At 70.9% G+C, this 24489-nt stretch carries 26 protein-coding genes; 18 read left to right on the top strand and 8 right to left on the bottom strand.

Annotated features, from left to right (window positions below; all coding sequences use genetic code 11):
* Positions 1 to 20 precede the first annotated feature (20 nt).
* The 6 genes from CWN80_RS07970 (at position 21) to CWN80_RS07945 (ending at position 4677) form a co-directional block, all read left to right on the top strand.
* Entirely contained in the window at positions 21 to 218 is a 198-nt protein-coding gene (locus CWN80_RS07970) for a ubiquitin-like protein Pup (protein ID WP_007924235.1), read from the top strand.
* Positions 215 to 1039, top strand: a complete 825-nt coding sequence (gene prcB, locus CWN80_RS07965; RefSeq protein WP_007924236.1) for a proteasome subunit beta — start codon at positions 215 to 217, stop codon at positions 1037 to 1039. Before CWN80_RS07970 ends, prcB begins: the two co-directional genes overlap by 4 nt.
* A complete protein-coding gene (prcA, locus tag CWN80_RS07960) occupies positions 1036 to 1731 on the top strand; it encodes a proteasome subunit alpha (protein ID WP_007924239.1) in 696 nt (231 codons plus the stop codon). The genes prcB and prcA overlap by 4 nt, the downstream gene beginning before the upstream one ends.
* Before the next feature lie 9 nt (positions 1732 to 1740).
* Positions 1741 to 3129, top strand: coding sequence for a Pup--protein ligase (gene pafA, locus CWN80_RS07955; RefSeq protein ID WP_007924240.1), 1389 nt, complete (start codon positions 1741 to 1743; stop codon positions 3127 to 3129).
* A 70-nt stretch (positions 3130 to 3199) separates the two neighbouring features.
* The gene (locus CWN80_RS07950; RefSeq protein ID WP_128277103.1) at positions 3200 to 4249 is read left to right on the top strand and encodes an FKBP-type peptidyl-prolyl cis-trans isomerase; all 1050 of its coding nucleotides are present in this window, start codon (positions 3200 to 3202) and stop codon (positions 4247 to 4249) included.
* A gap of 41 nt (positions 4250 to 4290) precedes the next feature.
* Positions 4291 to 4677 carry an FKBP-type peptidyl-prolyl cis-trans isomerase gene (locus tag CWN80_RS07945; RefSeq protein WP_007924242.1) on the top strand — a complete coding sequence of 129 codons (387 nt, stop codon included), beginning with the start codon at positions 4291 to 4293 and terminating at the stop codon, positions 4675 to 4677.
* A 122-nt stretch (positions 4678 to 4799) separates the two neighbouring features.
* On the opposite strand, the gene CWN80_RS07940 is transcribed toward CWN80_RS07945, so the two are convergent.
* On the bottom strand, positions 4800 to 5897 hold the full coding sequence (locus tag CWN80_RS07940) for a DUF3866 family protein (RefSeq protein ID WP_007924244.1): 1098 nt from the start codon (positions 5895 to 5897) through the stop codon (positions 4800 to 4802).
* 38 nt (positions 5898 to 5935) lie between these two features.
* Between CWN80_RS07940 and CWN80_RS07935 the strand changes: the two genes are divergently transcribed.
* The 5 genes from CWN80_RS07935 to CWN80_RS07915 all read left to right on the top strand — a co-directional run bounded on the left by CWN80_RS07935 (position 5936) and on the right by CWN80_RS07915 (position 11927).
* A complete protein-coding gene (locus CWN80_RS07935; protein ID WP_007924246.1) occupies positions 5936 to 6922 on the top strand; it encodes a helix-turn-helix transcriptional regulator in 987 nt (328 codons plus the stop codon).
* Positions 6919 to 7881, top strand: a complete 963-nt coding sequence (locus CWN80_RS07930; protein ID WP_007924248.1) for a helix-turn-helix transcriptional regulator — start codon at positions 6919 to 6921, stop codon at positions 7879 to 7881. The genes CWN80_RS07935 and CWN80_RS07930 overlap by 4 nt, the downstream gene beginning before the upstream one ends.
* Positions 7882 to 7969: 88 nt before the next feature.
* Positions 7970 to 8221, top strand: a complete 252-nt coding sequence (gene tatA / locus CWN80_RS07925; protein ID WP_007924250.1) for a Sec-independent protein translocase subunit TatA — start codon at positions 7970 to 7972, stop codon at positions 8219 to 8221.
* 26 nt (positions 8222 to 8247) lie between these two features.
* Positions 8248 to 9075 carry a twin-arginine translocase subunit TatC gene (gene tatC, locus CWN80_RS07920; protein WP_238148125.1) on the top strand — a complete coding sequence of 276 codons (828 nt, stop codon included), beginning with the start codon at positions 8248 to 8250 and terminating at the stop codon, positions 9073 to 9075.
* 23 nt (positions 9076 to 9098) lie between these two features.
* Positions 9099 to 11927: a DEAD/DEAH box helicase gene (locus CWN80_RS07915; RefSeq protein WP_128277102.1), complete on the top strand. Its 2829-nt coding sequence runs from the start codon at positions 9099 to 9101 to the stop codon at positions 11925 to 11927.
* Between the two features lie 122 nt (positions 11928 to 12049).
* On the opposite strand, the gene CWN80_RS07910 is transcribed toward CWN80_RS07915, so the two are convergent.
* The gene (locus tag CWN80_RS07910) at positions 12050 to 12985 is read right to left on the bottom strand and encodes a 5'-3' exonuclease (protein ID WP_007924257.1); all 936 of its coding nucleotides are present in this window, start codon (positions 12983 to 12985) and stop codon (positions 12050 to 12052) included.
* Positions 12986 to 13020: 35 nt separating this feature from the next.
* Here CWN80_RS07910 and CWN80_RS07905 point away from each other — a divergent pair, with 35 nt between their 5' ends.
* From CWN80_RS07905 to CWN80_RS07890, 4 genes are read left to right on the top strand one after another with little or no spacing between them, the layout of a single operon-like run.
* Positions 13021 to 13443 (top strand): Lrp/AsnC family transcriptional regulator, encoded by a 423-nt coding sequence (locus tag CWN80_RS07905; RefSeq protein ID WP_007924259.1) that lies wholly within the window; start codon positions 13021 to 13023, stop codon positions 13441 to 13443.
* Positions 13440 to 15023: an apolipoprotein N-acyltransferase gene (gene lnt, locus CWN80_RS07900; protein ID WP_007924261.1), complete on the top strand. Its 1584-nt coding sequence runs from the start codon at positions 13440 to 13442 to the stop codon at positions 15021 to 15023. Before CWN80_RS07905 ends, lnt begins: the two co-directional genes overlap by 4 nt.
* Positions 15016 to 15804, top strand: a complete 789-nt coding sequence (locus CWN80_RS07895; protein ID WP_007924263.1) for a polyprenol monophosphomannose synthase — start codon at positions 15016 to 15018, stop codon at positions 15802 to 15804. The genes lnt and CWN80_RS07895 overlap by 8 nt, the downstream gene beginning before the upstream one ends.
* The gene (locus tag CWN80_RS07890) at positions 15801 to 16292 is read left to right on the top strand and encodes an FxsA family protein (protein WP_007924265.1); all 492 of its coding nucleotides are present in this window, start codon (positions 15801 to 15803) and stop codon (positions 16290 to 16292) included. Before CWN80_RS07895 ends, CWN80_RS07890 begins: the two co-directional genes overlap by 4 nt.
* Positions 16293 to 16361: 69 nt before the next feature.
* Here the strand turns inward: CWN80_RS07890 and CWN80_RS07885 are convergent, their stop codons facing one another.
* On the bottom strand, positions 16362 to 16718 hold the full coding sequence (locus CWN80_RS07885; RefSeq protein ID WP_007924267.1) for an RNA polymerase-binding protein RbpA: 357 nt from the start codon (positions 16716 to 16718) through the stop codon (positions 16362 to 16364).
* Positions 16719 to 16957: 239 nt separating this feature from the next.
* Between CWN80_RS07885 and CWN80_RS07880 the strand changes: the two genes are divergently transcribed.
* On the top strand, positions 16958 to 18313 hold the full coding sequence (locus CWN80_RS07880) for an MFS transporter (RefSeq protein WP_238148122.1): 1356 nt from the start codon (positions 16958 to 16960) through the stop codon (positions 18311 to 18313).
* Here the strand turns inward: CWN80_RS07880 and CWN80_RS07875 are convergent, their stop codons facing one another.
* The 5 genes from CWN80_RS07875 to arfB form a co-directional block, all read right to left on the bottom strand.
* Positions 18314 to 19666 carry a M15 family metallopeptidase gene (locus CWN80_RS07875; RefSeq protein WP_007924272.1) on the bottom strand — a complete coding sequence of 451 codons (1353 nt, stop codon included), beginning with the start codon at positions 19664 to 19666 and terminating at the stop codon, positions 18314 to 18316.
* Between the two features lie 101 nt (positions 19667 to 19767).
* The gene (locus tag CWN80_RS07870; protein WP_128277099.1) at positions 19768 to 20535 is read right to left on the bottom strand and encodes an NYN domain-containing protein; all 768 of its coding nucleotides are present in this window, start codon (positions 20533 to 20535) and stop codon (positions 19768 to 19770) included.
* 95 nt (positions 20536 to 20630) lie between these two features.
* Entirely contained in the window at positions 20631 to 21113 is a 483-nt protein-coding gene (locus CWN80_RS07865) for a universal stress protein (RefSeq protein ID WP_128277098.1), read from the bottom strand.
* A 1-nt stretch (position 21114) separates the two neighbouring features.
* Positions 21115 to 22491, bottom strand: coding sequence for an APC family permease (locus CWN80_RS07860; protein WP_007924281.1), 1377 nt, complete (start codon positions 22489 to 22491; stop codon positions 21115 to 21117).
* A 108-nt stretch (positions 22492 to 22599) separates the two neighbouring features.
* The gene (gene arfB, locus CWN80_RS07855) at positions 22600 to 23046 is read right to left on the bottom strand and encodes an alternative ribosome rescue aminoacyl-tRNA hydrolase ArfB (RefSeq protein ID WP_007924283.1); all 447 of its coding nucleotides are present in this window, start codon (positions 23044 to 23046) and stop codon (positions 22600 to 22602) included.
* Between arfB and CWN80_RS16015 the strand changes: the two genes are divergently transcribed.
* Both CWN80_RS16015 and CWN80_RS07850 read left to right on the top strand, forming a co-directional pair.
* A complete protein-coding gene (locus tag CWN80_RS16015; RefSeq protein ID WP_337590139.1) occupies positions 22939 to 23379 on the top strand; it encodes a VOC family protein in 441 nt (146 codons plus the stop codon). The genes arfB and CWN80_RS16015 overlap by 108 nt on opposite strands.
* Positions 23380 to 23396: 17 nt before the next feature.
* Positions 23397 to 24437, top strand: coding sequence for an FUSC family protein (locus tag CWN80_RS07850; RefSeq protein WP_007924287.1), 1041 nt, complete (start codon positions 23397 to 23399; stop codon positions 24435 to 24437).
* Positions 24438 to 24489 lie beyond the last annotated feature (52 nt).

Here is a 24489-nt window from a genome sequence, read left to right as displayed (position 1 = left end):
CCCGTAGCGAAGGAGCAACGATGGCCCAGGAGCAGATCCGTCCCCAGTCGAGCGGTGGCGGCGACGACGTCGAGCCGGACACGGGCTTCGGTCAGGTCGCGGCGACCAACGCCGCGCGCGACGAGGAGGTCGACTCCGTGCTCGACGAGATCGACGGTGTCCTCGAGGCCAATGCCGAGGAGTTCGTCAAGGGCTTCGTGCAGAAGGGCGGCCAGTGAGCCGCGACCCCGTCGACGGACGACTGCCGGCCGCCTATCTCGCGGCCGGCAGCTCCTCCTTCACGGACTTCGTCGCCGCGGTCGACCCTGGCCTGCTGCCCGGGGGCCGGGCGACGGGAGCGGCGGGAGTCGTCGACGCGCCGCACGGCACGACGATCGTCGCGCTGACCTGCAGCGGCGGTCTGGTCATGGCCGGCGACCGCCGCGCGACCATGGGCAGCCTCATCGCCAACCGTGACATGCGCAAGATCCACGCGGCCGACGACAGCTCGCTCATCGGCATCGCCGGCACGGCGGGCGTGGCCCTGGAGATGGTGCGCCTCTTCCAGGTAGAGCTCGAGCACTACGAAAAGGTCGAGGGCGTCAACATGTCCGTCGAGGGCAAGGCCAACCGTCTGGCGGCGATGCTCCGCGGCAACCTCGCCCTGGCCATGCAGGGCCTGTCCGTCCTGCCGGTGCTCGGCGGGTACGACGCCGCGTTGGGGGCGGGCCGCATCTTTTCGTACGACGTCACCGGCGGGTGCTACGAGGAGCAGGAGCACCACAGCGTCGGCTCCGGCTCGCTCTTCGCGCGCGGCTCCCTGAAGAAGCTCTGGCACCCGGACCTCGACCGGGCAGCCGCGGTGCGGGTCGCGGTCGAGGTGCTCTACGACGCCGCCGACGACGACTCCGCGACCGGTGGCCCGGACTTCCACCGCCGGATCTGGCCGGTCGTCGGGGTCGTCGACGCGTCGGGGGTCTCCTTCGTCAACGAGGCAGAGTGCGAGCAGGTCGTCACGCAGGTCCTCGCCGACCGTCACGGGGGAGGTGCCCGCGCATGACGCAGCCACCCTTCTACGTCTCCCCGGAGCAGGTCATGGCCGACCGGGCGGAGTTCGCCCGCGCCGGTATCGCCCGCGGCCGCTCGGTCGTCGTCCTCGGCTACGACGATGGCATCCTCCTCGTCGCCGACAACCCGAGCAGCCGCTCGCTCAACAAGATCAGCGAGATCCACGACCGCATCGCCTTCGCCGGGGTCGGCAAGTACAACGAGTTCGAAAACCTGCGGGTCGCCGGCATCCGCTACGCCGACCTGCGGGGCTACTCCTACGACCGCTCCGACGTCACGGCCCGTGCCCTGGCCAATGCCTACGCGCAGACGCTCGGCACCGTCTTCACCCAGGACCAGAAGCCCTACGAGGTCGAGATCGTCGTCGCCGAGGTCGGTCGCGCCGTCGCCGACGACCGGATCTACCGCCTCACCTACGACGGGTCCGTCGCCGACGAGCGCGGCTGGGTCGCGGTCGGCGGCGACAGCGCCCGGCTCAACGAGTTGCTCGACGAGCAGTGGCGGCCGGGCATGGACCTCGAGGACGCCCACCGGCTCGCTGTGGAGGTCCTCTCCGGCTCGGCCGAAGGGGGCGACGCCGGCGGTCTGCTGCCGACCGACGCCCTCGAGGCCGCAGTGCTGGAGCGGCACCGTCCCCGGCGGTGCTTCCAGCGGGTGCGTGGCTCCCTTCGCGGCGACGGTTAGCCTGCAGACGTGGACAGGCGCATCTTCGGCATCGAGACCGAGTTCGGCATCACGGCGGTCTCGGACGGTCAGCGGCGGCTCACGCCCGACGAGGTGGCGCGCTACCTCTTCCGCAAGGTGGTCACCTGGGGCCGCTCGAGCAATGTCTTCCTGCCCAACGGGTCCCGCCTCTACCTCGACGTCGGCAGCCACCCGGAGTACGCGACCGCCGAGTGCGACGACCTGACCACGCTCATCGCCCATGACCGGGCCGGTGAGCTCGTCGTGCAGGACCTCGTCGACGACGCCCAGGCACGGCTCGAGGAGGACGGCGTCGCGGGGGAGATCTACGTCTTCAAGAACAACGTCGACTCCGCGGGCAACTCCTACGGCTGCCACGAAAACTTCCTCGTGCAGCGCACCTCGGACTTCGCGTCCGTTACCGACGGGCTGCTGCCCTTCCTCATCACCCGCCAGCTGATCGCCGGCACCGGCAAGATCATGCCCTCACCCCGCGGCGCGCGGTTTTCGGTCAGTCAGCGAGCCGACCACATCTGGGAGGGGGTGTCGTCGGCGACGACCCGCTCGCGGCCGATCATCAACACCCGCGACGAGCCGCACGCCGACGCGGAGCACTACCGCCGGATGCACGTCATCGTCGGTGACTCGGCGATGACCGAGACGACCACGCTGCTCAAGGTGGGCGCCGCCCACCTCGTGCTGCGGATGCTCGAGGAGGGCGTCGCCCTGCCGGACATGGCGCTCGACAACCCGATCCGGGCGATCCGCGACATCAGCCTCGACCCTACCGGACGCACCCCGGTCAAGCTCGCCGACGGGCGGCGGATGAGTGCCCTCGAGATCCAGGGGGAGTACCTCGCCCGGGCCACGGAGCACGCGGCCCGCGAGGGCATCGACGACGAGGTGAGCACACGGGTGCTCGACCTCTGGGAGCGCACGCTCGACGCGATCGAGCGTGACGACCTGGTCGCCGTCGGCACCGAGATCGACTGGGTCATCAAGTACCGCCTGCTCGACGCCTACGCGAGCCGCCACGGGCTCGACCTCGACGACCCGCGTCTGGCCCAGCTCGACCTCGCGTACCACGACATCAACCCGCGCCGCGGCGTCCACCACGTGCTGCAGCGCGCGGGCAAGATCGCGCGCGTCGTCACCGACGAGCAGATCCGCGAGGCGGTCGACGTGCCGCCGCAGACGACGCGTGCCCGGCTGCGCGGCGACTTCGTCCGCACGGCACGCGAGCACGGGCGTGATGTCACCGTCGACTGGGTGCACCTGAAGATCAACGACGAGGCGCAGCGCACCGTGCTGTGCAAGGACCCCTTCCGCGCGGTGGACGAGCGGGTCGACCGGCTGCTCGAGCTGCTGGCGTCGCGGCCCACCCCGGCGGGCCCCTGAGTCAGGCAGTGTCCAGACTCGGTGGTTAGGCTGCCGGGGCCAACGCGTTTCCCACACATCGAGGTTGATCGTGCCGAAGTCCCCCCGACTGACCACCGCTGCCGCGGTGTCCGCCGCCGCCGTGCTCGCGCTCAGTGCCTGTGGCGGTGACTCCGACACCGACGCGACGAGTGACGGCAAGACCGACGCGTCGGCCTCGTCGGCCTCGTCGTCCGAGTCCTCGCCGGTGACCCTCGCGGACCCCAAGCCGGAGGACACCAAGAAGGTCGAGGACATCGAGATCACGGAGGCCAAGGGCAAGAAGGCGCCGTCGATCTCGATCGAGGACAAGCCGCTGAGCGTCACCGAGACGACGCGCAAGGTGCTCGACGAGGGGTCCGGCGAGACCCTGCCGGACGACGCCTACGTCGAGGTCGACCTCGCCATGTTTTCCGGCAAGGACGGCAAGGCCATCGAGGGCTCCGAGACGTACACGAGTGCCCCGATCGTCCTCTCCCTCGGCAACGAGGGCGCCCTGCCGGGCCTCGTGAAGTCGATCAAGGGGCAGAAGGTCGGCGCCCACGGCGTCTCCGTCATGCCGCCCAAGGACCTCTTCGGCGACCAGGGCATGCCCCAGTACGGCGTCGACGGCAAGGACAACCTCGTCCTCGTCTACGACGTGCGCGGCATCATGCCGCAGGAGGCGAAGGGCAAGGCCGTCACGCCCAAGGACAAGACCCTGCCAACCGTGAAGTGGAAGGCCGACGCGCCCGCCGACATCACCATCCCCAAGGACGCGAAGAAGCCGAAGAAGCTCGTCACCGAGAAGCTCATCGAGGGCACCGGCAAGACGGTCAAGAAGGGCGACCAGGTGTACGTCAGCTACACCGGCGTGAAGTTCAAGAGCGGTGAGGTCTTCGACAGCTCCTTCAAGGAGGGCCGCGGGCCCTTCCCCTTCGTCGTCGGTCAGCAGGGCGTCATCCCTGGCTGGGACAAGGCCGTGGAGGGCTCCAAGGTCGGCGACCGTCTGCTCGTCGTCGTCCCGTCCAAGGAGGGCTACGGCGAGCAGGGCACCCCGGACGGCTCGATCAAGCCCAACGAGGACCTCGTCTTCGTCGTCGACATCCTCAGCGCACCCTGACCCGACCCCACCCCCGCCACACCCACGACAAGGAGAGCCACATGCCCTTCGACCCCAGCACCACCAAGCCCGAGATCGACTTCCCCGAGGGCGAGGCGCCCACCGACCTCGTCGTCGAGGACATCACCGTCGGTGACGGTGCCGAGGTGACCCCCGGGTCGCCCATCCAGGCGCACTACGTCGGCGTCGCCCACTCGACCGGTGAGGAGTTCGACGCGTCGTGGAACCGCGGCGCCCCGCTCGCCTTCACCGCCGGCATCGGCCAGGTCATCAAGGGCTGGGACGACGGTCTCCTCGGCATGAAGGAGGGTGGTCGCCGCAAGATCACCATCCCGCCGCACCTCGGCTACGGCGACCGCGGCGCCGGCGCTGCCATCAAGGGTGGCGAGACGCTGATCTTCGTCGTGGACCTCGTCAAGGTCGGCTGACCCCGACCTCACCTCTGCTCCACCCGCCCCCGGCGCATCTCCCCAGGGAGGTGTCGCCGGGGGCCGCATCTACATGGGGGAATGCGGCTGGCGTGCGCATATCCCTAGGGAGATGCGGGAGTTCAGGGGAGCAGTGCGGCGGCGTGCCGGCCGGCCAGGGCCGCGGTGACGAAGGGGGTGACGTCCTCCGTCGCACTCCGGCCCATGCTCGTCAGCGGGACCGGGCTCGTGGCGAGCGCTTCGGCGACCCCGTCGAGGGGCAGCGGTACCAGGTGCGGCGCGCCGGCCGACGTGCTGATCGCCGTCTCGAGCTGCTCACGGACATCCGGCCAGGGCGCATCGGTCGAGTCCGCGACGACGACGTCGGCCCCACCGAGCAGCGCCCGCGAGAGCACGGTGGCCGTGTGGTGCGAGAGTCCGACGTGCCGTGGGCGCGGGTCGCTGCCGGAGACCCGCGGCACGACGACGCCCCGCCCGCGCAGGACGTGGACGGCGTTGAGCACGTCGCCGGTGGACAGCCCGGACCAGCCCCACGTCGTCGACGAGCCGGCATTGCCCGGCCCCTGGGCGACGACGACGACGTCGCAGCGGAGGACGTGCCGGGCGGCGAGGAGCGCCGAGTGCACCGTGATCGCCTCGTGCTCCCCGCCGTAGGCCTGCCCTGCCGTGATCGTCGTCGCGAGCCAGCCGGCCTCGACGAGCCGGGCCGCGCTGTCGGACAGGGCGAAGGGGAGTGCCGCCGAGTCGGTCATGACGTACCCGACTCGCGCCTGCGGCGCGACCGACCGGATGCCGGCGAGGACGGCTGGCAGGGCCGAGTGCAGCTCGGCCACGACGACCGGCAGCCCGCGCAGGTCGCCGCCGGCGATGTCGGGGTGCTCGCGCATCGTCTCGTGGTGGGGTGACTCCTGCTCCTCGAGGGTCTGGACCATCTGCTGCAGCGGTGTGTAGCGCGCCTTGACGATGTGCCCGGGGCCGTCTGCCGGGTCGGCGGGCGGGCGGGTGACGTCGGCGACGACGAGCGCCATGCCGCCCGTCCCGAGACCTCGGCGCAGGGCCGAGATGTTGAGCAGCACCTCGTCGCCGGGCTCCGGAGAGCCGACGACCTCGGTGAGGGCCAGCGCGGGGACGTCCGCCCCGTCGACCTCGACGCGCAGCCGGACCGCGCCGCGCCGGGCACGGGTCACCTCGCGGACCACGCCGCTGCGCCAGTGGATCATGTGCGGCAGGTTAGCCTCAGCGTGACGAAGGGAGCGACGTGGCAGCACCCAACACCCCCGCGGCCAAGACGGAGCGACTGCTCAACCTGACGATGAGCCTGCTCTCGTCGCGGATGCCGTTGCCCAAGCAGCGGATCCGTCGCATGGTTGAGGCCTACCAGCTCGTCGAGTCCGACGAGGCCTTCGACCGGATGTTCGAGCGCGACAAGGAGGACCTGCGCGCCATGGGCATCCCGCTCGTCACCGAGGACATCGGCTCCTTCGAGGACGAGCAGGGCTACCGCATCGACCAGCGCGACTACGCCCTGCCGCCCGTCGAGCTCACCGCCGACGAGCGCGCCGTCGTCGGGCTCGCGAGCCGCGCCTGGGCGCACGCGACGATGGCCGGCACCGCCGCGACGGCCTGGCGCAAGGTCGCGGCCGACGACGAGGTGGGGGAGGACCCCTTCGCCGGTCTCGAGCCGCGGCTCGGTGGCGCGGAGCCGGCCTTCGAGCCCCTCAAGGACGCCGTGCTGTCGGGGGTCGCCGTCCGCTTCGACTACGCCCGCCCCGGGACCGGCGGAGCCTCCCCGCGCCGGGTCGAGCCCTGGTACCTCACCGCGTGGCACGGTCGGTGGTACCTCGTCGGCCACGACCTCGACCGCGAGGCTGCGCGCGTCTTCCGCCTGTCGCGGATCACCTCGACGGTCACGGTCACCCGCGAGTCGATCACCGTCGCCGCGCCCGACGACGTCGACCCGGTGCGCATGATCGCCGCCGTCGACGGCCGCGAGCCCCAGCCGCTGCCGGCGGTGCTGCGCGTGCGCGTCGGCACGGGCCACGGGCTGCGCCGACGCGCCGTGCGCGTCGAGGACGCCGAGCCGCAGTGGGACCGCCTGCACCTCGAGCACGGTGACCTGCGCTGGCTCGCCGACGAGATCGCCAGCCACGGCGCCGACGTCGTCGTCGAGGAGCCCACCGAGCTGCGCCAGGCCGTCGTCTCCCGGCTGCGGGCCGTCGCCACCCACGAAGGGAGCCCCCGATGAGTCGTCAGGGTGTCGAGTCCGCGACGAGCCGCGTCCAGCGGCTGCTGACGATGGTCCCGTGGCTCGTGAGCCGCCAGGGGATCGAGATCTCCGCGGCGGCCGCCGGGCTGGGGATCAGCGAGGAGCAGCTGACCAAGGACCTCGACCTGCTCTTCATGTGCGGGTACGGGCAGATGCCCGACGAGATGATCGAGGCGAGCTACGAGGGCGGCCGCGTCTTCGTCACCAATGCCGATGCCATCGCCCGACCGCTCCGGCTCACCGTCGACGAGGCGATCTCGCTGATCGTCGGGCTGCGCTCGCTCGCCGCGAGCGGCGCCGGCGACTCCAGCGCGGTCGAGCGTGCCCTGGCCAAGCTCGAGGAGGCGACCGGGGCGATCCCCGGGGTCGACCGGGTGGTGGTCGTCGAGGACGACACCGAGGTCGGACGCACCACAGCGGCCCTGCGCGACGCCGTGACCGCCGGCCGCCGCGTGCACCTGTCCTACGTCGTCCCGAGTCGCGACGAGCGCACCGAGCGCGATGTCGACCCGATGCGGCTGGCCCACGTCGACGGTCACTGGTACCTCGAGGGCTGGTGCCACCGGGCGCAGGACGTGCGCCTCTTCCGCGTCGACCGGATCGAGGACCTCGAGGTGCTCGACGTGCCGGCCCGCCTGCCCGAGGGCATCACCGGTCGCGACCTCAGCGCCGGCGCCTACCAGGCCAGCGACGCCGACCTGCCGGTCACCCTGCGCCTCGCGCCGTCCGCCCACTGGGTCGCGGAGTACTACCCGGTGACATCTCGCGAAACGGCGGGTGAAGATCTGCTCGTCACGCTCCCGACGAGCAATGAGGGATTCCTCCGCCGTCTCGTGCTGCGGCTGGGCGGCGGAGCGCAGGTCGTCGCGCCGGAGTCAGCTCGAGCTGCCGTCGAGGGAGCCGCCGAGCAGGCCCTGAGCGGCTACGACGCACACTGACGCCTCACGGCTCGCGCACAGGGTCGAGGCATACACTGACAACGTTGGTCGCCACCTGAAAGGTCTTGCCATGCCCAATCTGGGTCCCATGGAAATCATCCTCATCCTGCTCGTCATCCTGCTGCTCTTCGGCTTCAAGAAGCTCCCGGACGCCGCGCGCAGCGTCGGCAAGTCCGCCCGCGTCTTCAAGGCCGAGGTCAGCGAGATGAAGGAAGAGGACCGCCAGCGCGAGGAGGCCAGGAAGCAGGGGCAGGCCGGCAGCACCCCGACCGCCGACGGCAACGCCGTCATCGACGAGGCCAAGCCCCGCACGGACAACCAGTCCGGCCCGGTGGCCTGAGCCACCCCCCTTCGTCCACAACCCGCATGGCTCGTAGCCCACGCACGCCCAAGGACCCCGAGGGGCGGATGCCGCTCAAGGCGCACCTCATCGAGTTCCGCAACCGGCTGATGGTCTCGGCCGCGGCGATCGTCCTCGGCGCGATCGTCGCGTGGATCATCTACCCGACGGTCTACGAGCAGCTCACCCTGCCCTTCACGGAGTACAAGAGGGCCAACCCCGACAGCGTCGTCACGCTGAACTTCGGCAACGCGACCTCGGCCTTCACCACCCAGCTCGGGCTCTCCCTCTTCACCGGGGTGATCCTCGCCAGCCCGATCTGGGTCTGGCAGATCTGGGCCTTCATCCTCCCCGGGCTGACCAAGCGTGAGAAGCGGATGTCGATCGGCGTCTTCGCGACGGCGCTGCCGCTCTTCCTCGGCGGCTGCTACTTCGCCTACGTCACCCTGCCCAAGGCGCTGCTCATCCTCTTCGGCTTCACGCCGGACGACGACAAGTCGAGCAACATCCAGCAGGCGAGCGACTACTTCACCTTCATCACCCGCTTCATCCTCGCCTTCGGCCTGGCCTGGCTGCTGCCGGTCTTCCTCGTCGGTCTGTGCGCCATCGGCGTGCTCTCGGGCAAGACGCTCAAGAAGTCCTGGCGGGTGGCGATCCTGCTGATCTTCATCGCCTCCGCGGTCATCACGCCGACGCCGGACCCCTTCACGATGTTCCTGCTCGCCGGTCCGCTGTGCCTGCTGTACTTCATCGCGCTCGGCGTCTGCCTGCTCATCGACAGGCGGCGGGTCGAGGCCGGCGAGGAGCCGGACTGGTCGGACCTGCCGGACGACCAGGCCTCACCGCTGCGCTGACGCCGCTGGCATAGCGTGGGGGCATGTCCTCGCCCGCCGACCGATATGCCGCCGCCCGCCGTCGCAGCAGGGGCCAGCTGGCCACCTTCGCCGACTCGCTGGGGTTCGAGCTCGACCCCTTCCAGCGCGACGCCTGCGAGGCCGTGGAGGCCGGGCACGGCGTGCTCGTCGCCGCGCCGACCGGCGCGGGCAAGACGATCGTCGGCGAGTTCGCAGTCCACCTGGCGCTGGTCCGGGGGCAGAAGGCCTTCTACACGACGCCGATCAAGGCGCTGAGCAACCAGAAGTACCACGAGCTCGCCGCCCGCCACGGCCACGACAACGTCGGGCTGCTCACCGGCGACACCTCGATCAACGGCGAGGCACCGATCGTCGTCATGACGACCGAGGTCCTGCGCAACATGATCTACGCGGGGTCGACGACCCTCGACACCCTCGCCTTCGTCGTCATGGACGAGGTGCACTACCTCGCCGACCGCTTCCGCGGCGCCGTGTGGGAGGAGGTCATCATCCACCTGCCGCGCTCGGTGCAGGTGATCTCGCTCTCGGCGACGGTGAGCAATGCCGAGGAGTTCGGTGACTGGCTCGCCGAGGTGCGCGGCGGTACCGAGGTCATCGTCTCCGAGGTGCGTCCAGTCCCGCTGTGGCAGCACATGCAGGTGGGTCGCGAGGTCCATGACCTCTTCGTCGACGAGGCCGGCGCCGCCGAGGGTTCGCCGGCCAAGGTCAACCCCGAGCTCCTCGACGCGATCCGCTCGCGGCTGCGCTCCACCGGTGACGAAGGGGGACCCGGTCGCGGTGGTCGAGGTGGGCACGGCCGCGGTGGTCGTGACCGGCGCGGTGGCCGCGACCGTCGCGACGCGCGGGGTCGGGGTGAGCACACCGCGCCGGGTCCGCGTGGCGGGGGAGGCCGCTTCGGTGGCGCCGCGTCGCGCACCGAGGTCATCCGCGAGCTCGACCGCGACGGGCTGCTGCCGGCCATCACCTTCATCTTCAGTCGGGCGGGGTGCGAGGGCGCCGTCGGGCAGCTGCTCGGTAACGACGTGCGCCTGATCTCCGAGCGAGAGGGCGAGCGCAACCGGCGCACGGTCGAGGAGCGGGCCGCGGTGCTCGCGGGGGAGGACCTCGACGTCCTCGGCTACCACCAGTTCGTCGAGGGGCTGTCGCGAGGATTCGCGGCCCACCACGCCGGGATGCTCCCGCTCTTCCGCGAGGTCGTCGAGGAGCTCTTCACCGCCGGCCGCATCCGGGCGGTCTTCGCCACGGAGACCCTGGCCCTGGGCATCAACATGCCGGCGCGCACGGTCGTGCTCGAAAAGTTGGTGAAGTTCAACGGCGAGTCCCACGTGGAGATCACCCCGGCGGAGTACACGCAGCTGACCGGCCGCGCGGGCCGGCGCGGCATCGACGTCGAGGGGCACGCCCTCGTCGTGTGGTCGCGGGGGATGGACCCGATGGCCGTGGCCGGGCTGGCCCAGACCCGCACCTACCCGCTGCGCTCGAGCTTCCGCCCGACGTACAACATGGCGGTCAACCTCGTCGCCCAGGTGGGGCGGCAGACGGCCAAGGAGGTGCTCGAGACCTCCTTCGCGCAGTTCCAGGCAGACCGGGCGGTCGTCGGGCTGGCGACCCAGGTCCGCGACCAGCAGGAGTCGCTGCAGGCCTACGCCGAGGCGATGCACTGCCACGTCGGTGACTTCCGCGAGTACGCCGCGCTGCGGCGACGCATCACCGATCTCGAGAAGGAGGGCTCGCGCAAGCGCAGTGCCAACCGGCGGGCGGAGATCGCCGTGTCGCTCGAGGAGCTGCGGGTCGGTGACATCGTCCGGCTCGGCGGCCGACGCGCCGGCCTGGCGGTCGTCATCGCCCCGCCACGCTCGTACAAGGGGGAGTCGAGCGCACCGACGGTGCTCACCGAGGGCAAGCAGGTGCGACGCCTCACCGCCGCCGACCTCGACCGGCCGCTGGCCCCCTTCGGCCGTCTGGCGATCCCGAAGGGATTCAACCCCAAGTCGGCCAAGCAGCGGTCCGACCTCGCGGCGACGCTGCGGATCAAGGCGCCGCACGAGGACGCGCCGAGCGTGCGGCGGGAGGCCGTCGAGACGGCGAAGGGGGAGGACGAGCGGATCGAGCAGCTGCGCCGCGAGCTCAAGGCACACCCCTGCCACCAGTGCCCCGAGCGCGAGGAGCACGCCCGTTGGGCCGCGCGGTGGTGGAAGCTCAAGCGCGAGACCTCCGCGCTGCAGCGCAAGGTCGAGCTGCGCACCAACTCGGTGGCGCAGACCTTCGAGCGCATCTGCACGGTGCTCGTCGGCCTGGGGTACCTCGGTGAGGACGGCGAGAGCGTCACCGACCTCGGCACCCGACTTCGGCGGCTGTACACCGAAAAGGACCTGCTCACCGCCGAGTGCCTGCGCGGGGGCGCGTGGACGCGGCTGGACCCGGCCGAGCTCGCGGCGGTCGTGTCGATGCTCGTGCACGAGCCCCGACGCGACGAGCACGACGCCTTCCCGCGGATGCCCACGGACGGCGTGGCCGACGCCTGGCAGGACATGGTGCGCCGCTGGAGCGAGCTCGAGGAGCTCGAGGGCGCGCACGCCCTGCAGCAGACCGGCGAGCCGGACGGTGGGCTGGCGTGGGCGGTGCACCGGTGGGCCAGCGGCCGGCGCCTCGACGAGGTGCTCTCGGGCTCGGACCTGACCGCGGGCGACTTCGTCCGGCGGTGCAAGCAGGTCGTCGACCTGCTCGACCAGATCGGAGACGCGGCCCCGCAGCCGCACCTGCGCGGCGTGGCCCGCACGGCCGTCGACAAGGTGATGCGGGGGGTTGTCGCCGCCGACCGCCTCGACTGACCCCGTCCCCACCCCGCATTTCCCTAGGCAAATCACCAGGCTGGCGGTCATTTCCCTAGGGAAATACGGGGCCTGTGCGCATTTCCCTAGGGAAATGCGGGAGTCCGTGGTCGCGGGTGGGGTCAGCCGCGCAGGGCGGTCGCCACCCGGTCGAAGGGGGAGGTGAGACCGTGCTCGACGGCGAGCCGGCTCATCGCGGCTGGATCGACGATGTCGCGGGGGAGGCGGATGTCGCCGTCGCCCACTGGGACGTCGTGCGCGACGCGCACGACGAGCGGCGCGACGTCGAGGTAGTCGCTCGCGGCCTCGAGGTTGGCCCGTCGAGCGCCCTTGATCCGCGGGTCGCCGGCGGCCAGGGCCTCGCGGACCCCGGCCAGGCTGCCGAAGTCGGCGATGAGCGCGGCCGCGGTCTTGTCCCCGATGCCCTTGACTCCGGGCAGGCCGTCGCTCGTGTCACCTCGCAGGGCGGCCATGTCGGCGTAGGCGTCGCCGGATGCCACGGCGTACTTCTCCCGGAGGAAGGCCTGCGTCACGAGGTCGGGGTCGCGCACCCCACCGCGTGCGGTGTAGACGACCCGGGTGGCCGAGGCGTCGTCGACGAGCTGGAAGAGGTCGCGGTCACCGGTGACCACGTCGACGGGCATGACCCCGCGGTAGCGCATGCCGTAGGTGCCGATGACGTCGTCCGCCTCGTAGCCCGCCGCGCCGACCCGGGCGATGCCGATGGCTGCGAGCGCCTCGGCGATGACGGGTACCTGGGGGCTCAGCTCGTCGGGCACCTCCTCGCCCTCGGCGGGGTCCTCGGCGACGCGGTGGGCCTTGTACGTCGGGATCGCGTCGACGCGCCACTGCGGACGCCAGTCGTCGTCCCAGCAGGCGACGACGTGGCTCGGGCGGTAGCGGGTGACGAGGGTGGCGATCATGTCGAGGAAGCCGGCGATCGCGTTGGTCGGCAGCCCCGACGGGCCGGGCGTGCGTGCGGGCACCCCGTAGAAGGCCCGGAAGTACAGCGAGGCGGAGTCGAGCAGGAGCAGACGGTCACCAGCTGGATCGGACATGCCCCGACCCTATGTCCCTGACCTATGGTTTACCCATGGAAGCCGCTGACCGACGCATCATCGAGCTCCTGCGCGGCGACGGGCGGATGAGTTACACCGACCTGGGCAAGGCCGTCGGGCTCTCCACCTCAGCCGTCCACCAGCGGGTGCGGCGCCTCGAGGAGCGCGGCGTCATCACCGGGTACGCCGCGACGATCGACCCGACCGCGCTCGGCACCCCGCTGACGGCCTTCGTCTCCGTCGCCCCGCTCGACCCCCGCGACCCTGACGACATCCCCGAGCGGCTGCGCGACATCCCCGAGATCGACGCCTGCTACTCGGTGGCGGGCGATGCCAACTACCTGCTCCGGGTCCGCGTCGGCACCCCCCAGGACCTCGAGGAGCTCCTGGCGCGGGTCCGCAGCGAGGGCGGCGTCTCGACGCGCACGACGATCGTCCTCACCACACCGTGGGAGTGACCCTCAGCCGCCTGCCCGTCCGGCTGCTGCTCGCCCTCGTCGGCGGCCTGTGCCTGTGGCTGGCCTTCCCCGACCACGACCTGGGCTACCTCGCGATCGTCGGCGTCGCCCTCGTCGGCATCGCGCTGTGGGATGTCACGGCCCGGGTCGGCTTCCTCCTCGGGCTCGTCGCCGGCCTGGCCTGCTTCGTCCCGACCCTCAGCTGGTCGGGGATCTTCGTCGGCAAGTTCCCGTGGTTCGCCCTGGCGACCTTCGAGGCGCTCTACGTGGCCCTCATGGGGGCCGTGCTCGCGGCGGTGCAGCGCCCGCTGCTGCGGGCCGGGCACCAGCTGACCGCCGCCCTCCTCGTCCCCGTGCTGTGGGTCCTGCAGGAGTGGATGCGCGGCACGCTGCCCTACGGCGGCTTCCCGTGGGCCCGCATCGCCTTCGCGCAGGCGGAGACCCCCTTCGCCCGCTGGGCAGCGATCGGCGGGGCGCCGCTCGTCACTGCCGCCGTCGCCCTCGTCGCGGTCCCGCTCGTGCTCGTGGTCGTCACCCGGCGACCGCCTGTGGTCGCGCTCGCCATCGCCGTGGTGGCCGTCGTCGGCACCGCTCTCGTCCCGATCCCCACGAGCGGTGACGCGACGGCCCGGGTCGGCCTCGTGCAGGGCAACGTGCCGCGCGCCGGTCTGGACTTCAACGCGGAGCGGCGCCAGGTCCTCGACAACCACGTCACCGGGACGGAGGCGCTGGCCGCCCGCCACGACGAACTCGACGTGGTCATCTGGCCGGAAAACTCCTCCGACATCGACCCGCTGCGCAATGCCGACGCCGCCGAGCAGGTCCAGCGTGCCCTCGACGCCACGGACACCCCGCTCATCATGGGGGCGATCATCGACGAGCCGGCGCCAGCCGTCTCCAATGCCTCGCTGTACTACCGGCCCGGCGGCGGCGAGCCCGAGCGGTACGTCAAGCAGCACCCCGTCCCCTTCGCCGAGTACGTCCCGCACCGTGACTTCTACCGGCTCTTCAGCGACAAGGTGGACCTCGTGCGCGTCGGCTTCGCGAAGGGAGACCGCAATGCCGCCTTCACCGTCCCGGGCCGCGAGGGTGACTTCTCCGCGGTGCCCACGATCTGCTTCGAGGTGGCCTACGACGGTCTGATGCGCTCGGCCGTGCGCGAGGCCGACGCGAAGGGGGACCCCAGCCTCCTCGTGGTGCAGACCAACAACGCCACCTTCGGCTACACCGCGGAGTCGACCCAGCAGTACGCGATCTCGCGGATCCGGGCCATCGAGCACGGGCGCAGCGTCGCCCACGTGTCGACCGTCGGGGTCTCCGGATTCGTCCACCCCGACGGCAGCACCACCCCGACGACCGACCTCTTCACCGCGGCGCAGCCCGTCGAGGACGTCGTCCTGCGCAGCGGGCTGACGATCTCCGACCGGCTCGGTCCCTGGGTCGAGTGGGGGAGTGCCCTGTTGCTCGCCCTCGCCGTGGCGTGGCGCCTGCGCCACCGCCCCGAGGGTAGGGTCGAGGACCAGCCCCCGTCCGATGACGAGCCGTCCGACCAGACCGAGGAAGCCTCCGCAGGTGCCTGACTCCACCCCCGTGCAGCGTCCGCCGATCGAGCGGGTCGCTGTGCTGATCCCCACGTACAACGAGCGCGACAACCTCCCGCTCATCGTCGAGCGGACCCGCGCCGCGGTCCCGAGTGCCGACGTCGTCGTCCTCGACGACAACTCGCCGGACGGCACCGGTGACGTGGCCGACGCCATGGCCGCGGCCGACCCCCAGGTCAAGGTGCTGCACCGCAAGGGCAAGGAGGGGCTCGGCGCCGCCTACCTCGCCGGCTTCGCCTGGGCACTGGAGCACGGCTACGACGCAGTGGTCGAGATGGATGCCGACGGGTCGCACCGCCCCGAGCACCTGCCGCAGATGCTGGCGGAGGCCGCCGACGCCGACCTCGTCATCGGTTCGCGCTACGTCCTCGGCGGCAAGATCGTCAACTGGCCGCTGGACCGCAAGGCGATCAGCATGGCCGGCAACCTCTACATCAAGCTGATCCTGGGCATGCCGGTCAACGACGCGACCGCCGGCTACCGCGTCTACCGCGCCGACACCCTGCGCACGATCGGCCTCGACGAGGTCGAGAGCGCCGGCTACGTCTTCCAGACCGATCTGACGGTGCGCACCGTCCGGGCTGGGCTCAAGGTCGTCGAGTTCCCGATCACCTTCATCGAGCGGGAGATCGGCGACTCCAAGATGGACGGCGACGTCGTGCGCGAGTCCATGGCCCGGATCACCGGCTGGGGCATCGCGCACCGCAAGGGCCAGGTGCGCCGTCTCCTCGACCGCGAGCCCACCTGGCACCGGCTGTGATCCACGGGCCGACGCCGCGCCGCCGCCGTCGGGTGGCGTGGATCCCGCTCGTTCTGATCGTGTGGGCGATCGTCGAGATCGCTGCGCTCATCGCGGTCGGCCGCTGGATCGGCTTCTGGCCGACCCTGCTGCTCGTCATCGCCCTCTCGGCCCTCGGTGCGTGGTTGCTCCGACGCGAAGGACGGCGCACGGCCACCGCGCTGCGCACGACCCTGCGCAGCGGGCAGATGCCCAGCCGCGAGATCGCCGACGCGATCCTCGTCTTCGTCGGTGGGCTGCTGCTCACCTTCCCGGGCTTCGTCTCCGACGTCGTCGGGCTGGTCTTCGTCCTGCCCTTCACCCGTCCGATCGCGCGCATCGGGCTGGAGGCCGTCGTCGCCCGCAAGCTGCTCGCGGTCGGCCTCGACGTCGCCCCGGGGGAGGCGCGGGTGCGGCGCACCCGCGACCACGACGGAGACGTCGTCGAGGGCGAGATCGTCGACGACTGAGGCGGGACACAGACGAAGGGGGCCGCCGCACCGATCCGGTGCGGCGGCCCCCTTCGTCATCCGCGTGGGTCAGGCGGAGCGCTTGCGCGGCTTCTCGCCACGCTTGGCGCGCAGCAGCGCCAGACGCTCCTCGAGGAGTTCCTCGAGCTCGGGGATCGAGCGACGCTCGAGCAGCATGTCCCAGTGGGTGCGCACGTGCTTCGCCGGCTTGATCTCCGGCTCGGGGCCGTCAACGAGCTTGCCGAGCTTGCCGCAGCGGCACTCCCAGGTGCCGGGGATGTCGGCCTCGACCGAAAAGGGCAGCTCCGTCTTGTGGCCGTCGTCGCAGACGTAGGCCGTGATCTGACGGTCGCTGGGCACGACGTTGTCCGTCGTCTCCATGCTGAAACTGACCATGCGCGTACCGCGCAGCGTGCGCTCTGCCATGTGGCTGTCTCCTGGTGTCTCTCTCGATGTCTGCGCCCCTGCGCACAGACCTCTCATGTCGTGTCAACGCCGTGGGTGCGTCTCGTGTTCCTGCCACACGCGTCCTTGCGGTGCAGTGGCCCCTCCAGCCCGCCGCCACGCACCGGACCGTCAGGGTCGTGCGGGGCAGGATCTGGGGCGACCCCACAGGATAGCGCGTCCTACCGTCCGAGCGCACATCGACGAGATAGCCTCACCTCGTGACTGATGTGACCACGCCTCCGGGGCCGACCACCGCGCTGCGCGCCGAGCCCCAGGGCGGGTGGCGACGGATCCTCGGCTGGGCCATGTGGGACTGGGGCTCGCAGCCCTTCAACACGGTCATCACGACCTTCGTCTTTGCCGTCTACCTGACGAGCGAGAGCTTCGGGTCGACCAACACCACGTCGACGGCCCTGGCCGTCTCGACGGCCGTCAGCGGACTGCTCGTCGCCCTGCTCGCGCCCGTGCTGGGGCAGAACTCCGACCGCTCCGGCAAGGGAGTGCGCAACCTGCGGCTGCAGACCTGGCTGCTGGCGGCGCTGTCGGCCTCGCTCTTCTTCGTCAAGCCCGAGCCCGGCTACCTCGTGCTCGGTCTGGTGCTCCTCGGCGCCGGCTCGATCGTCTCCGAGATCGCCAGCGTCAACTACAACGCCTCGATCGAGCAGGTGGCCTCGCCCCGCAACGTCGGCCGGGTGTCCGGCTTCGGCTGGGGGATGGGCTACCTCGGCGGCATCCTCGTGCTCCTGCTGCTGTACTTCCTCTTCATCCAGCCCGAGGTGGGCCTCTTCGGCGTGAGCGACGAGGGCGCGATCGACATCCGCGTCTCGATGCTCGTCTGCGGTTTGTGGATCCTGCTCTTCACCCTGCCGACCTTCGCGGTGCTGCGTGACGCGCCCAAGGAGCCGGGTCCCCGGGTCGGCGTGGTCGCGTCCTACAAGCTCGTGTGGGCCTCCCTTCGCCGGCTGTGGGGGCAGTCCCGGCACACGGTCTACTTCCTCGGTGCCTCCGCGCTCTTCCGCGACGGCCTGGCCGGCGTCTTCGCCTTCGGCGCGGTGCTCGCCGCCGGGACCTTCGAGCTGACGGCCGGCGAGGTCATCATCTTCGGTGCGGTCGCCAACATCGTGGCGGGCATCGCGACGATGCTCTTCGGTCTGCTCGACGACGTCCTGGGACCCAAGCGGGTCATCCTCATCTCGCTCGTCTCGCTCGTCGCCATCGGGATGGCGATCTTCGTCCTCCACGACGGGGGCAAGATGGTCTTCTGGACCCTCGGGCTGACGATGACGGCCTTCGTCGGGCCGGCCCAGGCCGCCTCCCGCAGCTTCCTGGCCAGGGTGATCCCCGAGGGGCAGGGCGGTGAGATCTTCGGTCTCTACGCGACGACCGGGCGAGTGGTGTCCTTCCTGTCCCCGGCGGCCTTCGGCCTCTTCATCTGGATCGGGTCGCTCGTGACCGGCCAGGACAACACGCAGTACTGGGGCATCCTCGGTATCGCCCTCGTCCTCGCGGCGGGACTGGCTGTGCTCGTCCCGGTGAAGACCCCGCAGGCACAGGTGGGGTCACAGGCCGGCTGATCAGCCGGCGAACTCCCAGTGCCACGGCTCGGGGAGGCTGCCACCGGCCGCGGCCCACGAGGGGTGGAACCAGCCGTAGAGCGGCGCGTTCTGCTGCATCCAGGCGTGTGCCGGGTGGCCGAAGTTGTTGATGCCGCCGCACAGGTCGAGCGCCTTGCCCAGACCGTGGTTGCTCGTGCCGGGGGCCGCGGCCCAGCCACCGCGGTTTTGCTTGGTGACGACCTGCTCCGCGTACGAGCGGTAGCTGTCGGTGACGCACAGCAGGTTGCCCGTGTCGCGCTGGTAGGCCTTGCTCATCGCGTTGAAGGCCGCCGCCGCCTTGGGCCGCAGCGACTCACCCGGAGCGCCGAGCAGCGGGCAGAGGGCACTCGGCGGGATCTGGCCGTTGGGGTAGGTCTCGGTGTTGGTCGAGCAGGGCTTGGCGTCCTCGAACTCGCTGATGTCCTGCCCGAGGTCCTCGAGCGCGCCCGTCAGCCGGTCGCTGGCGCCCTGGGCCCGGGAGTCCGGCTGGCCGATGAGCGCGTTGACGATCGGGCCGGCCTTCTTCAGCTCGTCGGCGTGCTTGCGGCGCAGCGCGGCCAGCTCGGTCTTGCGCTCCGTGAGGACCTTGTCGGCGCGGGCCTTGGCCCGGTCGGCGCGCTTCTTCGCCGCGGAGGCCCGAGCGAGGGCCTTGTCCTTCTTCTTCGTCAGGGACGCCTGCGTGACGGTGTCCTCACGGACGAGGTCGACGGTGCGGATGCGCTCGTCGGTGAGGTAGGAGAGGTCACCCGCCGAGTTGCCCGAGGTCTGCGAGCCGCCGGTGATGGTGCCAAACATCGTCATCGTGTCGGTGTAGCCACCACCCTGCGTGTAGGTGTCGAAGGCCCAGCTGCGCAGGTCCTTGCGCCCCTTCGACAGCCGTGACCTGAAGGCGTCGAGGTCCTTCTGCGCCTGGTCGGCCTCGCTCTTGGCGTCGTCGTACTCCTCCTGCGCCTTCGCCTTCTTCTGCAGCAGCGAGTTGGCCTTCTTGGAGTAGGACCTGAGCGACTTCACCGCAGCGGCGATGTCCTTGTTGTCCTTGAGCAGGTCGGCCGCCAAGGCGTCGGCCTCGGCGATCTGGCTGTCGAGGTCCTCGCCACCGAGCGGGGTGTCGTTGTTGTCACCCTGCGGGGAGGTCGTGTCCTCGGTCCACGCGACGCTCGGGCTCGTGCCGCCGGTGCTGGAGGGGGAGGAGGAGGGGGCCGGCGTCGTCGACGGGGTCACCGGGTCGGTGGGCTCGGCGGATGCCGAGGGCGCCAGGGCCAGACCTGTGGCGCAGCCCAGCGCGAGCACGGCCCGGACGGTCGCGGTGGGGCAACGGGTGGCACGACGCATCGAATGACTCTCCTGACGACAAGCAGACCGGCGACATCCTAGGCCGGAAGTGCGCGCGGGTATACGCCACCGTGACCGGCGACGCAGCCCGACGCGGCGGGTCAGTCCCCCTTCGAGCGGCCGGAGTTGCGGCGCGACCGCAGGCGCACCTGCCGCAGCGAACCTTCCGCGCGGGTCTCGAGGTACGGCTGCTCGTCGACGAGGGTCGACAGCTTCTGGTGGCCGAAGGCGCGCGGGTCGAAGTCGGCGTGGGCGCGGCTCAGGTGCTGCCCGACGGTGCCCAGGGTGCTCCACCCGTCGTCACCGGAGGTGGCGTTGACCGCCTTGGTGAGCGCCGACTGGAGGTTGACGCTCGGCTCGGGGGAGTCGCCCTTCGGCTCGGGCCGGCTGCTGTCGTCGGGGGCGACCTCGTCCTCTCGGGCCTGCTCCTGGAGCAGCTCGAGGAAGACGAACTGGTCGACGGCCCGGCGCAGCGACTCGGGGGTCTTGCGCAGACCGAGGCCGTAGACCCGCTTGCCCGACTCGCGCAGCCGGGTGGCCAGGCGGGTGAAGTCGGAGTCGGACGAGACGAGGGCGAAGGCCTCGACGTTGCCCTGCCACAGCAGGTCCATGGCATCGATGATCAGCGCGGAGTCGGTCGAGTTCTTGCCCGTCGTGTAGGCGAACTGCTGGACCGGCTGGATCGCATTGCGGTGCAGCTCGGGCTTCCACCCGCCGAGCTGGGTCGTCGTCCAGTCGCCGTAGGCGCGCTTGACGGTGGGCGTGCCGTAGGTGGCGAGCTCCTCGAGCACCGCGCCGATGTGCTTGGCCGAGACGTTGTCGCAGTCGATGAGGACGGCGATGCGGGTCGTGGTGCGGGGGTCGTCCATGACCGCAACCTATCGCGTGGCCCCTCGGCCGAAAGGGGAGGACCGCGGGGGTGCGAGGCGACCTGCCGGTCCCGACGGCCACCGCGGTCCGCAGATCAGGACCGCTTCCTGCTGCGCCGCGGGCGCGGGACCGGTCGCACGACGAGGACCGGGCACGGAGCGGTCGCCTGGACCCGCTGCGCGGTGCTGCCGATGAGGATGGTGTCGCTCAGACCGCGGCTGCCGCTCGCCAGGACGATGAGCTCCATCCCGGACACCTTGGCCGCCCGGTTGATCTCCGTGGACGGTGTCCCGCTACGGACCCGGGTCCGCACCTGCGTGGTCTCCGACCAGTCGTCGAACTCCGCGGCGATGACGGCCACGGCGGCCTCGGCCTCGGCCTTGAAGGAGCTGCCCGTCAGGGCCCGTGGCGCCTTGGCGTCGGGGGAGATCTCGTCGACGAAGGAGACGCTCGCCAGGGGCCGGGTGACGGCGAGGACGAGGATCTGCTCGACCTTGCTCGGGTCGGCGAAGGACTTGAAGTGCCGGGCGGCCCGCAGGGACTGGCGGGAACCGTCGGTCGCGATGAGCACGTGCATGTCAGCTCTCCAGATCGGTCGTGGGGGTGCCGCCGCCGAGCACTCGCTCAGCGATGAAGAGGACGACGCCGACACCGAGCAGTGCCGCGCAGTACAGGAGCGATCCCGGGTCGTCGTAGATGACGTAGCCGAGGATGAGGAAGTTGGCGACGACACCGATCCCGAGCAGGACCCGTGGCGCCCTGAAGGTCTCGTCGGTGCGGTCGTGGCGATCCAGCTTGACGGCCGAGACGATGACGAGGGCGTAGATCAGCAGGGTGAAGACGACGGTGACATTCGCCAGCTGGGCGAGGTCGGCCCCCGAGACGAGCAGAGCGGCGATGACGATGACGGAGAAGAGGATCGCCAGCCAGGGCACCTGCCGGCTGCTCACCTTGGCGAAGGGGGCCGGGACCACGTCCTCGCGGGCCATGCCGTAGAGGATGCGCGACTCGGTCACGAGGCAGACGAGGCAGGTGTTGGTGATGGCCACCATCGCGATGATCGCGAAGATGATCGTCAGCACGGCGACGGAGAGCGGCAGGATCCCCGTCTTGACCACCTCGAGCAGGGCGGCATCGGACTCGGCGAGCTGCTGGATGGGGACGGTGATCGCGGCCGTCACGGCGATGAGGACGTAGAGGACGCCGGCCGTGGCCATGCCACCGATGAGCGCTCGGGGGAAGTCGCGGCGAGGGTTGCGCGTCTCCTCGGCGAGGTTGGCCGCGTTTTCGAAGCCGGTCATCGCGAAGAAGGCGAGGGCGACGCCGGCGAGCAGGCCGAGCGCAGGGTTGCTGTCGGTCGAGAACTCGGTGATCCGTCCGAAGTCCACCTTACCCTGGGCCGTCGCGACGACGCCGATGACGAGCACGATGACCAGGCCGGTGACCTCGACGAAGGTCATGATCATGTTGGCGACGACCGACTCGGTGATCCCGATGAAGTTGATGATCGCCAGGGCGACGATGAAGCCCAGGGCGACGACCAGCGCGGGCGCCGCCTCCCACACCTCGCCGAAGTACTGGGCGAATCCGGTCGCGAGGGAGCCCGCCGCCGCATAGCTCGCGGACAACATGCAGAAGGTGATGAAGAAGGTCAGGGTCTTGTTCTTGAAGGCCTTGTTGACGTAGAGGGCAGCGCCCGCGGCCTGGGGGTACTTCGTCACCAGCTCGGCGTACGCGAGGCCCGTGATCGTCGCGACCGTGACGCCGACGGCGAAGGCGGCCCAGAAGGCTCCGCCGACGGCGCCGGCGACGAGCCCGATGAGCACGTAGATGCCAGAGCCGAGCACGTCACCCAGGACGTAGAAGTAGAGGAGGCGCCCGCTCACTCCCTGCTTGAGCTCGGAGTCGGCGTTGAGCTCGGACGACCCTTCGGGGTTGGCTGTGTCGACGGACATCGGGGTCCTTCCGGCCCGGGCGCGCCGCCGGTGCGGCGCGTGTGTCCCGTGATCCAGATCACACCGCATAAGGCGTCGTGTCAACCGGAGGGTGGACGCAGCGTGTCGTCAGTCGTCGCCGGACGGGCGCGAGCGAGCCCGCTTGATCTCGCCCCGTCGCGACTTGGCGGCGAGCCGGCGGCGCTGCGATCCGCGGGTGGGTTTCGTGGCCCGACGCGAAGGGGGAGGCGGTGCCAGGGCCTCGCGCAGCAGCGCGGCCATCCGCTCACGTGCGGCGCTGCGGTTGCGTCGCTGCGCACGGTGCTCCGAGGCGTCGACCGTGAGGGTCGTGCCCACGAGCCGGGGTGACAGGCGGGCCAGAGCGCGCTCCCGCTGACACTCGGTGAGCGATGTCGTCGTGGCGAGGTCGAGGGAGAGCTGGACGCGGGAGTCGGTCGTGTTGACCCCCTGACCGCCGGGTCCACCGGCCCGGCTGAACTGCTCGGTGAGCTCGCCGGCGGGCACGACGAGCCCGTCGGGGACCCCGGGCCCTGGAGGCACGCGCAGCTCGCTCATGACCTCAGGGTCTCACCCGGACGCAGCAGCGGTGTCGAAGTTGTCGGCAGGGGAGTGGGGGAGTCCGGCACCGCTCTCTTCCCAGCGGGCCTGAGCGACGTCGCGATCTGCTTCCGCCGGCGTGACGACGTGCGTCGAGTGCTCGGCCGTGCTCACTTCGACCTGACCAGCGCCACTGCGACAGAGCAGGACTCGAGGGTTGCGCTGGCCCTGGAAGCTCGGCGCGGCGCACAACGGTGTCGGCAGCGCCCCGAGGAGGGGCACGTCGTGCCCGCCCACCCGGAGGGCAACGAGTTCTCGGTGGACAGCCTGCCCGCAGACGGCTGGCGCTGACCGCCTAACGTGAGGTCATGCGTCTGACCGCCGCCGTGCGCGCCTCCGCACGGGACCCCCTGCTGCAGGTCGTCAAGACCGTGCTCGCCACGATCGTGGCGTGGGTCGTCTGCGACCTGCTCATCCCGGACGGGCCGCCCCCGGTCTTCGGAGCCATCGCGGCAATGCTCGTCGTCCAGCCCAGCCTCAACCAGTCCATGGCGAAGGGGGTGGAGCGCAGCGTCGGCGTCGTGGCCGGGGTCCTCCTGGCCACCGGGATGGGTGTCGTGCTGGGGACGTCGGCGTGGGTGGTGCTGCTCGCGGTGACCGCCGCCTTCGGCCTGTCGTGGGCGCTGCGACTGACCACGGGCTCGGGCATCCAGATCGCGATCAGCGCCTTGCTCGTGCTCACCCTCGGGGCATCGACCCCCGACTACGCCTTCTTCCGCATCGTCGAGACGATGATCGGTGCGGTCATCGGCATCGTCATCCACCTGCTCCTCGTCCCGCCGGTCGCGCTGGCCCCGGCGCGGACGGCCCTGGACCTCCTCGGGGTGGAGACGGCCGAGGCGATGGAGCGCCTCGCCGATGCGCTCGTGTCGAAGAAGACCCGGCCGGGGCGCATCCTGCTCATCGTCGATGCCCGGAGGCTGAGCCCCCTTCGCGACGAGGCCCTGGAGACCATCGAGGCGGCCGCCGACTCGCTCACGCTCAACCCGCGCGCGGCGCGCTACCGCGGTGAGCTCGAGGCGATGCGAGAGACGCTCGACCTGCTGTCGCGGATCGGCACCCAGGTGCGGGGGATGACGCGGGCCTACGTCGACCACTACGACGAAGGGGTGCGCGAGGAACCGCTCGTCCCCGGCATCGCCGAGGAGTTGCTGCGAGCGGCCCACGACACCCGGATGAAGCTCCACCTGGCGGTACCCACCGCGGCCGGTGGGCTCGACGACACGGCTCCGGCGCTCACCGAGCCGCTCGACACCAGTGCGCCGCAGGGCATGAGGTGGATCCTCATCGGTTCGCTCATGGAGGACCTCCGACGGATCCGGCACGAGCTGGGCGCCCAGAGCGGGTGACCAGGGGAGACAGGTCGCCGGTGCTGTGGCGTCTGCTGTCGCGACGACCTCG

It is taken from the genome of Janibacter hoylei PVAS-1 (assembly GCF_004025845.1).
In the GTDB taxonomy this organism is placed as follows: domain Bacteria; phylum Actinomycetota; class Actinomycetes; order Actinomycetales; family Dermatophilaceae; genus Janibacter; species Janibacter hoylei.
The sequence above is the reverse complement of the archived record's forward strand: the minus strand, read 5'-3'. Positions and strand labels throughout refer to the sequence as shown.